General features: G+C 71.6%; 11 protein-coding genes. 7 read left to right on the top strand and 4 right to left on the bottom strand.

Translation table 11 applies throughout. The annotated features are described in order from the left end of the window. Window positions 1-448 precede the first annotated feature (448 nt). From KUF83_RS27570 to rbsD, 5 genes are all read left to right on the top strand, one after another. Window positions 449-1,465, top strand: a complete 1,017-nt coding sequence (locus KUF83_RS27570; RefSeq protein WP_217457664.1) for a LacI family DNA-binding transcriptional regulator — start codon at window positions 449-451, stop codon at window positions 1,463-1,465. After that, a complete protein-coding gene (locus KUF83_RS27565) occupies window positions 1,462-2,997 on the top strand; it encodes a sugar ABC transporter ATP-binding protein (protein ID WP_217457663.1) in 1,536 nt (511 codons plus the stop codon). The genes KUF83_RS27570 and KUF83_RS27565 overlap by 4 nt, the downstream gene beginning before the upstream one ends. Further along, window positions 2,987-4,942 (top strand): substrate-binding domain-containing protein, encoded by a 1,956-nt coding sequence (locus KUF83_RS27560; protein WP_217457662.1) that lies wholly within the window; start codon window positions 2,987-2,989, stop codon window positions 4,940-4,942. The genes KUF83_RS27565 and KUF83_RS27560 overlap by 11 nt, the downstream gene beginning before the upstream one ends. A 79-nt stretch (window positions 4,943-5,021) precedes the next feature. Next, window positions 5,022-5,921 carry a ribokinase gene (locus KUF83_RS27555; RefSeq protein WP_217457661.1) on the top strand — a complete coding sequence of 300 codons (900 nt, stop codon included), beginning with the start codon at window positions 5,022-5,024 and terminating at the stop codon, window positions 5,919-5,921. Then, window positions 5,918-6,310 carry a D-ribose pyranase gene (rbsD, locus tag KUF83_RS27550; protein WP_217457660.1) on the top strand — a complete coding sequence of 131 codons (393 nt, stop codon included), beginning with the start codon at window positions 5,918-5,920 and terminating at the stop codon, window positions 6,308-6,310. Before KUF83_RS27555 ends, rbsD begins: the two co-directional genes overlap by 4 nt. A gap of 231 nt (window positions 6,311-6,541) precedes the next feature. Here the strand turns inward: rbsD and KUF83_RS27545 are convergent, their stop codons facing one another. Beyond that, window positions 6,542-7,729 carry a serine hydrolase gene (locus KUF83_RS27545; protein WP_217457659.1) on the bottom strand — a complete coding sequence of 396 codons (1,188 nt, stop codon included), beginning with the start codon at window positions 7,727-7,729 and terminating at the stop codon, window positions 6,542-6,544. 131 nt (window positions 7,730-7,860) lie between these two features. Here KUF83_RS27545 and KUF83_RS27540 point away from each other — a divergent pair, with 131 nt between their 5' ends. Continuing rightward, on the top strand, window positions 7,861-8,364 hold the full coding sequence (locus KUF83_RS27540) for a hypothetical protein (RefSeq protein ID WP_217457658.1): 504 nt from the start codon (window positions 7,861-7,863) through the stop codon (window positions 8,362-8,364). A gap of 88 nt (window positions 8,365-8,452) precedes the next feature. Here KUF83_RS27540 and KUF83_RS27535 read toward each other — a convergent pair whose 3' ends face one another. The 3 genes from KUF83_RS27535 to KUF83_RS27525 are packed head-to-tail and all read right to left on the bottom strand — an operon-like array spanning window position 8,453 to window position 11,612. Continuing rightward, on the bottom strand, window positions 8,453-9,250 hold the full coding sequence (locus KUF83_RS27535; RefSeq protein ID WP_217457665.1) for a sugar phosphate isomerase/epimerase: 798 nt from the start codon (window positions 9,248-9,250) through the stop codon (window positions 8,453-8,455). 44 nt (window positions 9,251-9,294) lie between these two features. Next, window positions 9,295-10,464, bottom strand: a complete 1,170-nt coding sequence (locus tag KUF83_RS27530; RefSeq protein WP_217457657.1) for a dihydrodipicolinate synthase family protein — start codon at window positions 10,462-10,464, stop codon at window positions 9,295-9,297. Continuing rightward, on the bottom strand, window positions 10,461-11,612 hold the full coding sequence (locus tag KUF83_RS27525) for a Gfo/Idh/MocA family protein (protein WP_217457656.1): 1,152 nt from the start codon (window positions 11,610-11,612) through the stop codon (window positions 10,461-10,463). The genes KUF83_RS27530 and KUF83_RS27525 overlap by 4 nt, the downstream gene beginning before the upstream one ends. 419 nt (window positions 11,613-12,031) lie before the next feature. Here KUF83_RS27525 and KUF83_RS27520 point away from each other — a divergent pair, with 419 nt between their 5' ends. Beyond that, a complete protein-coding gene (locus KUF83_RS27520; protein WP_217457655.1) occupies window positions 12,032-13,084 on the top strand; it encodes a LacI family DNA-binding transcriptional regulator in 1,053 nt (350 codons plus the stop codon). Window positions 13,085-13,461 lie beyond the last annotated feature (377 nt).

The following is a 13,461-nucleotide window of genomic DNA, read 5'->3' as shown; positions in this document are numbered from 1 at the left end:
GGCCTGCAGCCGGGTGCGTCGGCTGCCCGCCGGTGAGGGCTGGTCGCGCAGTTCCCCGCGCCCCCAAAAACGGGGGCGCCCCCAGCGGCGGGGGCACCCCCACCGGTCCCCACCCCCCTCTCCCGTCGGTCGCGGTCCGGCGCGAGGGGACGGGACGGGGCGTCCGATCGCAGCACGACCTCTCCAGAGCAACCGAACAACCCCGGACGACACAGCTGCGATCGGATGCCCCGGCACGGCCCCGCCCCACCACACCCACGACAGGCGCACCCTCCAGGGGCGCGAGGAACGGCGCGACCAGCCACACACAACCCCCACCCGAACCCACACGGCACACCCCACCCCCTTCATCACGATCCGGTCTCAGGGTCTTGTCAACCTCCATGTAATCGATTCCAATCCTCTCCGTAGACGCATGTAATCGATTCCACAAGGAGGTGGAGCGACGATGGCGAGCATCAAGGACGTCGCCGCCGAGGCGGGCGTATCCGTCGCCACGGTCTCGCGCGTCCTGAACGACCACCCCTCGGTCAGCCCGACGGCACGCACCCGCGTCCTGGCCGCCGTCGAGACGCTGGGCTACCGTCCGAACGCCGTCGCCCGCTCCCTGCGCACCGACCAGACCCACACCCTCGGCCTGGTCATCAGCGACGTACTCAACCCGTACTTCACCGAACTGGCCCGCTCCGTCGAGGAGGAGGCCCGCGCCCACGGCTACAGCGTCATCATCGGAAACGCCGACGAGCGTCCCGAGCTCCAGGACCACCACGTCCGTACGCTCCTCGACCGACGCATCGACGGCCTCCTGCTCTCCCCCACGGACGGCGACTCCCCGCTGATCCTGGACGCCGCGCGCGCCGGTACCCCGATGGTCTTCGTGGACCGCTGGATCCCGGGCGTGGAGGTGCCCGTGGTCCGGGCGGACGGTCGCGCCGCCGTGCGGGACCTGGTCGCGCATCTGCACGGCCTCGGCCACCGCAGGCTCGCCATCATCGCGGGCCCGGCGGCCACCACCACCGGCAGCGAGCGCGTGGCCGCCTTCCGGGACGCGCTGCGCGAGTACGGGCTCCCGCTGCCCGAGGCGTACACGGGGCAGGGCGACTTCCAGGCGGCCAGCGGCCGTCGGGTCACCGAGGAGTTCCTGAGTCTTCCCGAGCCGCCCGAGGTCGTCTTCGCGGCCGACAACCTGATGGCGCTGGGCGCCCTGGACGCGGTCCGCGCGCGTGGATTGCGGGTCCCCGACGACATCGCGCTCGCGGCGTTCGACGACATCCCGTGGTTCGTGCACACCGATCCCCCCATCACGGCGATCGCCCAGCCGACCCCCGAGCTGGGCCGGGCCGCCGTACGGGCCCTCGTCGACCGCATCGAGGGGCGGCCCCCGCAGTCCGTCACCCTCCCCGCCCGTCTCGTCGTCCGCCGCTCCTGCGGCGAGCCCCCGTCCCCGCAAAGGAGCAACACGTGAGCAGTCCCGACGAGTTGCTGCGTATCGAAGGCATACGCAAGACCTTCCCCGGTGTGATCGCGCTCGACAGTGTCGACTTCGATCTGCGCCGCGGCGAGGTGCACGTCCTGCTCGGTGAGAACGGCGCCGGCAAGAGCACCCTGATCAAGATGCTGTCCGGTGCCTACCGGCCCGACGCCGGGAAGATCCTGGTCGACGGCAAGAAGGTCCGCATCCACGGCGCGCAGGACGCGGAGCGCCTCGGGATCGCGACCATCTACCAGGAGTTCAACCTGGTGCCCGATCTGACGGTCGCCGAGAACATCTTCCTGGGCCGCCAGCCGCGCCGCTTCGGAATGATCGACCGGAAGACGATGGAGGCCGACGCCGCCGTGCTCCTGGAGCGGGTCGGGGTCGACGTGTCCCCCCGCGCGCGGGTACGGGAACTCGGCATCGCCCGACTCCAGATGGTGGAGATCGCGAAGGCGCTCAGCCTGGACGCGCGCGTCCTGATCATGGACGAGCCGACCGCGGTGCTCACCTCCGGTGAGGTCGAGAAGCTCTTCCGGATCGTGCGGCAGTTGCGCGAGGACGGCGTCGGCGTCGTCTTCATCACGCATCACCTGGAGGAGATCGCCGCCCTGGGCGACCGGGTCACGGTCCTCCGGGACGGCAGGAGCATCGGCCAGGTGCCCGCGTCCACGCCCGAGGACGACCTCGTACGCCTCATGGTGGGCCGCTCCATCGAGCTGCAGTACCCGCGTGAACGGGCCGACACCGGGACCGCGTTGCTCACCGTGGACGGGCTCACCCGGGACGGTGTGTTCCACGACGTGAGTTTCGAGGTGCGGGCCGGTGAGGTCGTCGGCATCGCGGGGCTCGTCGGAGCGGGCCGTACCGAGGTCGTCCGGGCGGTCTTCGGGGCCGACCCGTACGACCGGGGGTCCGTGGCCGTCGCGGGCACGCGGCTGCCGCGGCACGACGTCGGTGCGGCGATGACCGCCGGCATCGGGCTCGTCCCCGAGGACCGCAAGGGTCAGGGGCTCCTCCTGGACGCCTCCGTCGAGGAGAACCTCGGGCTCGTCACCCTGCGGGCGGCGACCCGCGGCGGGCTCGTCGACCTCAAGGGGCAGCGGACGGCCGCCGCGAGGATCGCCGGGCAGCTCGGCGTGCGGATGGCCGGGCTCGGCCAGCACGTGCGCACCCTGTCCGGCGGCAACCAGCAGAAGGTCGTCATCGGCAAGTGGCTGCTCGCCGAGACCAAGGTGCTGATCCTCGACGAGCCGACGCGCGGTATCGACGTCGGTGCCAAGGTCGAGATCTACCAGCTGATCAACGAACTCACCGCCGCCGGCCATGCCGTCCTGATGATCTCCAGCGATCTGCCCGAGGTGCTCGGCATGAGCGACCGCGTGCTGGTGATGGCCCAGGGCCGGATCGCCGGCGAACTCTCCGCCGACGAGGCGACGCAGGACTCCGTGATGGCACTCGCCGTCAGCACACCCACTTCTACCGACTCCGTTACCGCTGTGGAGGGCTCCCGTGGCCACTGACACGCTCAAGAGCACGACGGGCGCGAGTGGCGCCTCGGGAGGCGTACGCCGTCTCCTGCTCGACAACGGCGCGCTCACCGCGCTGATCATCCTCGTCATCGCGATGTCGGCCCTGTCCGGCGACTTCCTGACGACGGACAACCTGCTCAACATCGGCGTCCAGGCGGCCGTGACCGCCATCCTCGCCTTCGGTGTGACCTTCGTGATCGTCTCGGCGGGCATCGACCTGTCGGTCGGTTCGGTCGCCGCGCTGTCCGCCACCGTCCTCGCCTGGACGGCCACGTCGGAAGGCGTACCGGTCTGGATCGCGGTGATCCTCGCGGTCGCCACCGGCATCGTGTGCGGCCTGGTCAACGGCGTCCTGATCTCGTACGGGAAGCTGCCGCCGTTCATCGCCACGCTCGCCATGCTGTCGGTGGGCCGCGGTCTGTCGCTGGTGATCTCGCAGGGCAGCCCGATCGCCTTCCCCGACTCCGTCTCGCATCTCGGTGACACGCTCGGCGGCTGGCTGCCCGTGCCGGTCCTCGTGATGATCGTCATGGGGCTCATCACCGCTGTGATCCTGGGCCGTACGTACATCGGGCGCTCCATGTACGCGATCGGCGGCAACGAGGAGGCGGCCCGTCTCTCCGGGCTCCGGGTGAAGCGGCAGAAGCTCGCGATCTACGCGCTGTCGGGTCTCTTCGCGGCGGCCGCGGGCATCGTGCTCGCCTCCCGCCTGTCCTCGGCGCAGCCGCAGGCCGCGCAGGGTTACGAGCTGGACGCGATCGCCGCGGTGGTCATCGGCGGCGCCTCCCTCGCCGGCGGTACGGGCAAGGCGTCCGGCACGCTGATCGGCGCGCTGATCCTCGCGGTGCTGCGCAACGGCCTCAACCTCCTTTCCGTGTCGGCGTTCTGGCAGCAGGTCGTCATCGGTGTGGTCATCGCGCTCGCGGTGCTGCTCGACACCGTGCGGCGCAAGGCCGGGGCGACCCCGGTCACGGCGGGTGCCGGGGGCGCGGCGGGCCTGAAGGGTCCACAGGCGCTCAAGTACGGTCTCGCCGTGGTCCTCGTGGCGGCGATCGTGGGCGGTCTGTCGCTCTTCAACAACGGCTCGTCCTCCACGACGCCGAAGGTGGGCCTGTCCCTGTCCACCCTGAACAACCCCTTCTTCGTACAGATCAAGGAGGGCGCGCAGGCCGAGGCGAAGAGGCTCGGCGCCGACCTGACCGTCACGGACGCGCAGAACGACGCCTCGCAGCAGGCCAACCAGTTGCAGAACTTCACCAGCGAGGGCGTCGACTCGATCGTCGTCAACCCGGTGGACTCGGACGCGGCGGGCCCGTCGGTGCGGTCCGCGAACAAGGCCGACATTCCCGTGGTCGGCGTCGACCGGGGCGTCAACAAGGCGAAGACCGCCGCGCTCGTGGCCTCCGACAACGTCGAGGGCGGCAGGCTGGGCGCCAAGGCGCTGGCGGAGAAGCTGGGCGGCAAGGGCAAGATCGTGATCCTGCAGGGTCTGGCCGGTACGTCCGCGAGCCGTGAGCGGGGCGCGGGCTTCGAGGAGGGCCTGAAGGCCTACCCGGGGATCGACGTGGTCGCCGAGCAGCCCGCCGACTTCGACCGTACGAAGGGGCTGGACGTGATGACGAACCTGCTCCAGGCCCACCCGGACGTCCAGGGCGTCTTCGCCGAGAACGACGAGATGGCGCTCGGCGCGATCAAGGCGCTGGGCTCCAAGGCGGGCAAGTCGGTGCAGGTCATCGGCTTCGACGGCACGCCCGACGGGCTGAAGGCCGTCAAGGAGGGCACGATGTACGCCTCCGTCGCACAACAGCCGAAGGAGCTCGGGAGGATCGCGGTGGAGAACGCGCTGCGGGCCGCCGACGGCAAGGAGGTCGAGCAGACGGTGAAGGTCCCGGTGAAGGTGGTCACGGCGAAGAACGTGGCCGGGTTCACCGGCTGATCCCGACCGACGTCGCGGGGCGGGTGGACGGCAGCCGCCGTCCACCCGCCCTCACCTCACCTTTACAGGGAGACAGTTCATGTTCGACTACGACCTGCTGGTCGTGGGGTCGGCCAACGCCGACCTGGTCATCGGTGTCGAGCGCCGGCCGGGCGCCGGGGAGACCGTGCTCGGCTCCGACCTGGCGCTCCACCCGGGCGGCAAGGGCGCCAACCAGGCGGTCGCCGCCGCCCGTCTCGGAGCGCGTACGGCGCTGCTGGCCCGGGTCGGCGACGACGCGCACGGCCGGCTGCTGCTCGACTCGCAGCGGGCGGCCGGGGTCGACACGTCCGGTGTCCTCGTCGGCGGCGCGCCCACCGGGGTCGCGCTCATCACGGTGGATCCGTCCGGGGACAACAGCATCGTCGTGTCGCCCGGCGCGAACGGCCGTCTGACTCCCGAGGACGTCCGCACGGCCGCGCCCCTCCTGGCCGCCTCCCGGGTCGTCTCGGCCCAGTTGGAGATTCCCCTGGAGACGGTCGGGGAGGTCGTACAGGGCCTGCCACCCGGCACCCGGTTCGTGCTGAACCCCTCGCCGCCGCGGGAGTTGCCCGAGAAGGTCCTTGCGGCCTGCGACCCGTTGATCGTCAACGAGCACGAGGCGCGGGTCGTGCTCGGCGCTGACGCGGGCGGGACGCCCGAGCAGTGGGCCGAGGCGCTCCTCGCCCTCGGTCCGCGCTCGGTGGTCGTCACCCTGGGCGAGGAGGGCGCGCTGGTCGCCGACGCCTCGGGGACGGCCCGTGTGCCGTCCGTGCGGGTGGACGCCGTGGACACGACCGGTGCGGGCGACTCCTTCACCGCCGCGCTGGCCTGGCGTCTGGGCGCCGGTGCGTCCCTCGCGGAGGCGGCGGCGTACGCGGCCCGCGTGGGCGCCGTGGCCGTCACCCGGGAGGGCGCCCAGGCCTCCTTCCCCACCGCCGAAGAGGTCGCAGCACTGTGAAGAAGTCCGGAATACTGAACCGTCACCTCGCCGGTGCGACAGCCGAACTCGGCCACGGCGACGGCGTACTGGTGTGCGACGCGGGCATGCCCATCCCGGCCGGGCCGCGGGTCGTGGACCTCGCCTTCCGGGCGGGTGTGCCGTCCTTCGCGGAGGTTCTGGACGGCCTGCTGGAGGAACTGGTCGTGGAGAGCGCCACGGCGGCGGAGGAGGTGCGGGAGGCCAACCCTGAGGCGGCGGCCCTGCTGGCCGGCCGGTTCCCTGCCGCTCTCACCCATGTCTCCCACGACGACCTGAAGGCCCTGTCGGCGCACGCCCGGCTGATCGTGCGGACCGGCGAGGCCCGCCCGTACGCGAACGTGCTGCTGCGGTGCGGGGTCTTCTTCTGAGGCTCTACGGATTCCGATTCCGAGGCTCTACGGAGCGGGTTCTCGCGGCGTCCGGAAATCTTCGAAGGGGCCCGGTCCGTCGACCGGGCCCCTTCGGTCCCCTCCCCCAGATCAGAACCCCCGCGATCCCCCCGGATCCCCCTCCAGAAGTCCTGATGCCAAGTACGACCCACAAGGTGGGGGGAGGGTTGCACGGCGTTCTGAGATTTTTTTGAGGTTCGGGGCGAGGCGTCAGCGGCCCTCGGCGCGTACCCGGTCGGCGATGCCCAGGGTCAGCTTCTCCGCCTGGTCCTCCAGGTTCCACTTGCCGTCGCGGTAGGCGTGGTTGCTCACCCAGTAGACGAGGACGTCGTCGCGCAGCGACCTCGTGAGGACCGCCAGCGACCAGTCGTTGCCGCCGTCGTGCCAGACGGTCCGGCCCTCGGCGCTGTCGCGGACGGCCCAGCCGTAGCCGTACCAGCCGTCGTCGGAGTCGGGCACCCGCACGCGGGGCTCGAACAGCTTCTTCCGGGCCTGCTCCGGCAGTACGTCGTCGCCGGAGAGCGCGCGGTGCCAGCGGAACATGTCCTCGGCGGTGGAGAGCATCCCGCCGTTGCCGCGCAGGTTCCAGTACGGTCCGTCGGCCGCCCACGGGTGGTCGCCGGGCCTGCCCTGGCTCCGGCCCTTGCTGTCGTACTCCACGGCGATCAGATGCCGCGGCCACCGGGGCAGTACATAGCCGGTCCGTTCCATCCCGGCAGGCGCGAACAGGTGCCGGGCCAGGAACGGCTCGTAGCCCTCCCCGGACGCCTTCTCGACGATCGCGGCGAGCAGGCTGTACCCGGCGTTGGAGTAGAGGAACTTCTTCCCCGGTGCCGACTCCGGCTTCGAGGCCAGGGCCTTGTCCACCATCTCGTCGCGCGAGACGGGGTCGTAGTCCTCGCCGAGCCCCTCGACCAGGCCCGACGTGTGCGTGAGCAGCTGCTCCACGGTGATGTCGCGCTTGTCCTCGGGCACCGGGCCGAGGAACCGGCTGATCCGGTCGCCGACCCGCAGCTTCCCCATCACCTCCAGTTTCAGGATCGCGGCCGCGGTGAACTGCTTCGTGATCGACATGACGTCGTACACGGTCCGGCAGCTCGCGGGGGTGCCGGCGGCCCGGTCCGAGGCTCCGAAGCCCGCGCAGTACACGAGTTCGTCGCCGCGTGCGGCGACGACGGTGCCGCCGGGGCCGGCGGGGAGCGTCCGGTGGAGGAAGTCGCCGACCGACTCGGCGGCGCGTGCCTTGGGCGCGGCCCCGGCGGGTCCGGTGCCGGACCGTGCGGCCGGTCCGGTGTCCGGCCGGCCGGCATTGCGCTCGTCGGCGCACGCGCCCAGCGTCAGCAGGGCCGCGAGGGCGGTGACGGCGGCACCGGTACGGCGGCAGTGGGACAGAGCCATGGGACCTTTGACCTCCAACGTCGGGAATCCGCCATGAGGTTGACCGCCGCTGTCGCCGTTCCTCAAGCTGTCAGGGTGTTCGAGCTTGTGCGAACCCGTGTACGTCCAGCTCAACAGGGGGGATCACCGTCATGACCACCGCACCGCCCACTCCGCCGGATACCGACGCGGCCGCCTTCGTGGCGGCGTTGCGGCGCCTCAAGGCCTGGTCGGGCCTGAGCTATCGCCGGCTGGAACGCCGCGCGGCGGACGCGGGCCACTGCCTTCCGTACTCCACGGCGGCGACCATGCTCGGCCGGGACCGGCTGCCTCGCGCAGAACTGGTCGCCGCGTTCGTCGCGGCGTGCGGGGTCCGGGGCGACATGGCCCAGGCATGGCTGGACGCCCGTACCGGCATCGCGTGCGGGCCCGCCCCGGCACTCGCCCCGCCCGCGGCGGCCCCAGCCGTGATCGCCGTACCCGCGGTCGCCGTGTCCGCGGTCACCGCGCCCGCGCGCGTCAGGCCGTCGCGGACGCGGTGGGCGCTCGCCGGTGCGGCGGCGCTCGTCACCGTGCTGCTCGCCGGGGCGACGGCGTCCGGTGCCCTCACCGACGACGAAGAGGTGGGTGTGACGCGGACGTCCGTCCGCCTGTGAGGCTCCACAGGCGGACGGACGCGGCGCACCGGGCTTCCCGTCGGCGTTCCCGTTCTCCGGGCCTCGCCGCACGAGCGGCGGTCGTGTCTCAGGCGGCGTGTTCCACGAACCGCGCCGCCGTCTCCGCGAGCACCTCGCGCCCGTCCCGCGCCCACAACCCGTCGTTGAACAGCTCGACTTCGACGGGCCCGGTGTAGCCGGCCGCCTCGACGTACGCCTTCCACTCGCGCATGTCGATCGAGCCGTCGCCGATCTGCCCGCGGCCGTTCAGGACGCCCTCGGGCAACGGCGTGGTCCAGTCGGCGAGTTGGAAGGTGTGGATGCGGCCCTGGGCGCCCGCGCGGGCGATCTGTGCGGGCGCCTGGTCGTCCCACCAGATGTGGTACGTGTCGACCGCGACGCCGACCTGGTTCGCGGGGAAGCGTTCCGCGAGGTCGAGGGCCTGGGTGAGCGTGGAGACCACGCAGCGGTCGGAGGCGTACATCGGGTGGAGCGGCTCGATGGCCAGCCGCACTCCACTGGAAGCCGCGTACGGGCCCAGTTCCCCCAGGGCGTCGGCGATGCGCTCCCTCGCCCCGTGGAGGTCCTTCGAGCCCACCGGGAGGCCCCCCGACACGAGGACGAGCGTGTCCGTGCCGAGGGTGGCCGCCTCGTCGATGGCGCGGCGGTTGTCGGCGAGGGCCTCGGCGCGCTCGGCGGGGTCGATGGCCGTGAAGAAGCCGCCGCGGCACAGGGTGGTGACGGCGAGCCCGGCGTCGCGGACCAGCTTGGCCGTTCGCTCCAGGCCGTACGTCTCGACCGGCGCCCGCCACAGGCCCACGCCCGGGACACCCAACTCCAGGCAGCTTTCCACCAGTTCGGGCATCGAAAGCTGCTTGACCGTCATCTGGTTGATGGAGAAGCGGGAGAGGTCGCCGAGAGGGCTCGTGCTCACTGGTTCACTCCGTACAGGGAGAGCAGGTTCTTCATACGGGCCTCGGCGAGCGCCGGGTCGGGGAACAGGCCCAGCCCGTCGGCGAGTTCGTACGCGCGGGCGAAGTGCGGGAGCGAGCGGGACGACTGGAGGCCGCCGACCATCGTGAAGTGCTCCTGGTGGCCCGCGAGCCAGGCGAGGAAGACCACGCCCGTCTTGTAGAAGCGGGTCGGCCTCTGGAAGAGGTGGCGGGACAACTCGACGGTGGGGTCGAGCAGTTCACGGAAGCCGCCCGTGTTCCCGGTGTCGAGGACGCGTACGGCCTCGGCGGCGAGGGGCCCCAGCGGGTCGAAGATGCCGAGGAGGGCATGGCTGAAGCCCTGGTCGTCGCCTGCGATCAGCTCGGGGTAGTTGAAGTCGTCGCCGGTGTAGCAGCGCACTCCCTCGGGGAGCTTGCGGCGCAGGTCGATCTCGCGCTGGGCGTCCAGCAGGGAGACCTTGATGCCGTCGACCTTGTCGGGGTGGGCGGCGATGACCTCCAGGAAGGTGCTGGTGGCGGCGTCCAGGTCGGTGCTGCCCCAGTAGCCTTCGAGCGCCGGGTCGAACATGGGGCCCAGCCAGTGCAGGACCACCGGCTCGGCGGCCTGGCGCAGCAGGTGGCCGTAGACCTCCAGGTAGTCCTCGGGGCCCTTGGCGATGGCGGCCAGCGCACGGGAGGCCATGAGGATGGCTCGCGAGCCGGACTCCTCGACGAGGGCGAGCTGCTCCTCGTACGCGGCCCGCACCTCGTCCAGGCTGTAGGGGTAGCCGAGCTCGGTGACCGGCAGCTGGTCGGTGCCGACGCCGCAGGCGATCAGACCGCCGACCGCCTTGGCCTCCGCCGACGACCGCCTGATCAGCTCGGCCGCACCCGCCCAGTCGAGCCCCATCCCCCGCTGGGCCGTGTCCATGGCCTCCGCGACGCCGAGCCCGTGGGACCACAGGTGGCGGCGGAAGGCGAGGGTGGCGTCCCAGTCGACGGCGGCCGGGGAGTCCGGGGAGACGTCGGCGTAGGGGTCGGCGACGACATGGGCGGCCGAGTAGACCGTACGGGAGGAGAAGGGCGCACCGGCGGTGACCGCGAGCGGCTCGACGCGCGGCGAATAGACCCGCAACGCCCCGCCCTCAGCGGGCAGTTGAATGGTCACAGCGAGATCTCCGGAACGTCGAAGCGGCGGCCCTCGGCCGAGGACTTCAGGCCCAGCTCGGCGAGCTGGACACCGCGGGCACCGGCCAGCAGGTCCCAGTGGTAGGGCGCGTCGGCGTAGACGTGCTTGAGGAAGAGCTCCCACTGGGCCTTGAAGCCGTTGTCGAACTCGGCGTTGTCGGGGATCTCCTGCCACTGGTCACGGAAGGAGTAGGTGGCCGGGATGTCGGGGTTCCAGACCGGCTTGGGCGTGGAACTGCGGTGCTGCACACGGCAGTTGCGCAGGCCGGCGACGGCCGATCCCTCAGTCCCGTCGACCTGGAACTCGACGAGCTCGTCGCGGTTGACGCGGACGGCCCAGGACGAGTTGATCTGGGCGATCGCGCCGCCCTCCAGCTCGAAGACGCCGTAGGCGGCGTCGTCGGCGGTGGCGTCGTAGGGCTTGTCGTCCTCGTCCCAGCGCTGCGGGATGTGGGTGGCGGTCAGGGCCTGCACGGACTTCACACGACCGAACAGCTCGTGCAGGACGTACTCCCAGTGCGGGAACATGTCGACAACGATGCCACCGCCGTCCTCGGACCGGTAGTTCCACGACGGGCGCTGGGCGGACTGCCAGTCGCCCTCGAAGACCCAGTAGCCGAACTCGCCCCGGATCGAGAGGATCCGGCCGAAGAAACCGCCGTCGATGAGCCGCTTCAGCTTGAGCAGCCCGGGCAGGAAGAGCTTGTCCTGGACGACGCCGTGCTTGATCCCGGCGGCCTGCGCCAGCCGGGCCAGCTCCAGCGCCCCGTCGAGGCCGGTCGCGGTCGGCTTCTCCGTGTAGATGTGCTTGCCCGCCGCGATCGCCTTGCCGATCGCCTCCTCGCGCGCCGAGGTGACCTGGGCGTCGAAGTAGATGTCGATCGTCGGGTCGGCGAGCACGGCGTCGAGGTCGGTGGACCAGTGCTCGATGCCGTGCTGGTCGGCGAGTGCCTTCAGGGCGTGCTCGCGGCGGCCGACGAGGACCGGTTCGGGCCACAGCACGGTGCCGTCGCCGAGGTCGAGGCCACCCTGCTCGCGCAGGGCGAGGATCGAGCGGACGAGGTGCTGGCGGTACCCCATGCGCCCCGTCACACCGTTCATGGCGATACGCACCGTCTTGCGTGTCACGTCATTCCCTTCGTACGCATCCTGCGCCGCAGACGCCCCGCGGGTGGACTCCGGCGAGCCCGGCGAACCCCGCTGAACTGGTGAGCGTGACAGCAAGCGCTTTCTATACGAGGAGAAGCTAGCCTCTGCGCAGCGGATCGGACAAGACCGCGGGAGGTTACGACTTGTTCGAGGGGGCGAACAGAGCGGGCTTGCGGCCGTAGGGTCTGCACGAGCCCGGGGCCGTGTGGGCCGCGCCACCCCCTGACCGTAAGGTCTGAACCAGTCGGGTGGGGACGCGACACCGGTGTGAGCAGTGGTCCGGGCTCGGCTTCGCCCGGCTTCGACCTGGTTTCGACGCCGGGCAGCGACACGGGGCCGGCTCCGGAGTAGTACGGCTCTGAGGACGACGACGAGATGCGCGACCGGAGGACGACGAGATGACGGTGACCCTGGCGGACGTGGCGGCCCGCGCACAGGTCTCGCCCGCGACGGTGTCGCGCGTGCTGAACGGGAACTACCCCGTGGCGGCTTCCACCCGCGAGCGGGTGCTGCGAGCAGTGGACGAACTGGACTACGTACTGAACGGCCCCGCGAGCGCGCTCGCGGCCGCCACCTCCGACCTGGTCGGCATCCTGGTCAACGACATCGCCGACCCGTTCTTCGGGATCATGGCCGGGGCGATCCAGTCCGAGATCGGAGGACCGGGCGGCCGTGCGGGCGGGGAGCGACTCGCCGTCGTGTGCAACACCGGCGGCTCCCCGGAGCGCGAACTCACCTACCTCACGCTCCTCCAGCGCCAGCGCGCCGCGGCGGTCGTGCTGACGGGCGGGGCCGTGGAGAACACCGCGCACGCGACGGCCGTGGCGACGAAGCTGCGCAAGCTCGTGGAGGCGGGGACGCGCGTGGTCCTGTGCGGGCGGCCGCCCGCGCCGGCGGACACCGACGCGGTGGCCCTCACCTTCGACAACCGGGGTGGCGGACAGCAGCTCACCGAGCACCTGATCGGCCTCGGTCATCGGCGCATGGGATACATCGCGGGACCGGAGGAGCGCACCACGACCCGCCACCGCCTGGAGGGCCACCGGGACGCGCTCGCCGCGCACGACATCCCGGACGACCCGGCCCTGACGGTCCACGGCCGCTACGACCGCCGGGCGGGGTACGAGGCGACGATCGAACTCCTGCGCCGCGAACCGGGTCTGACGGCTGTCGTGGCCGCCAACGACACGGTCGCTCTCGGCGCGTGCGCCGCGCTGCGGGACTCCGGTCTGCGGATTCCGGACGACGTGTCCGTCGTCGGCTTCGACGACCTGCCCTTCAGCATCGACGCGGTGCCCGCGCTGACGACCGTGCGGTTGCCGTTGGCGGACGCGGGGGCCCGGGCCGGGCGGATCGCCATGGGGCGGGAGGAGGTTCCGCCCGGGGGGATCGCCACGATTCGGGGGGAGCTGATGGTTCGGGGCTCCACGGGGGCGCCCAAGCGATCTTGAACGCGGGCCCCCGGGGCGGGCTCGCGGTCGTTTGTCGGCTGCCGGCCGGTGGGGGCTGGTCGCGCAGTTCCCCGCGCCCCTTCAAGGTGGGTCGGCCTTGGGTTGGTTGATATGTGCACCGGCGTGAGGGCTGGTCGCGCCGTTCCCCGCGCCCCCAAAAACGGGGGCGCCCCCCTCCGTCTGCCACCCCCCTCTCCCGTCGGTCGCGGTCCGGCGCGAGGGGACGGGACGGGGCGTCCGATCGCAGCACGACCTCTCCAGAGCAACCGAACAACCCCGGACGACACAGCTGCGATCGGATGCCCCGGCACGGCCCCGCCCCACCACACCCACGACAGGCGCACCCTCCAGGGGCGCGAGGAACGGCGCGACCAGCC

This window comes from Streptomyces sp. BV286, assembly GCF_019090165.1.
Taxonomy (GTDB): Bacteria; Actinomycetota; Actinomycetes; order Streptomycetales; family Streptomycetaceae; genus Streptomyces.
Note: the sequence above shows the minus strand (reverse complement) of the source record. Positions and strands in the feature narration are given on the sequence as shown.

Coding starts and splice junctions, on each gene's coding strand:
- KUF83_RS27545 (WP_217457659.1), bottom strand. CDS start 7,729: ATGGCTCTGTCCCACTGCCGCCGTACCGGTGCCGCCGTCACCGCCCTC.
- KUF83_RS27535 (WP_217457665.1), bottom strand. CDS start 9,250: ATGACGGTCAAGCAGCTTTCGATGCCCGAACTGGTGGAAAGCTGCCTG.
- KUF83_RS27520 (WP_217457655.1), top strand. CDS start 12,032: ATGACGGTGACCCTGGCGGACGTGGCGGCCCGCGCACAGGTCTCGCCC.
- KUF83_RS27570 (WP_217457664.1), top strand. CDS start 449: ATGGCGAGCATCAAGGACGTCGCCGCCGAGGCGGGCGTATCCGTCGCC.
- KUF83_RS27555 (WP_217457661.1), top strand. CDS start 5,022: ATGTTCGACTACGACCTGCTGGTCGTGGGGTCGGCCAACGCCGACCTG.
- KUF83_RS27540 (WP_217457658.1), top strand. CDS start 7,861: ATGACCACCGCACCGCCCACTCCGCCGGATACCGACGCGGCCGCCTTC.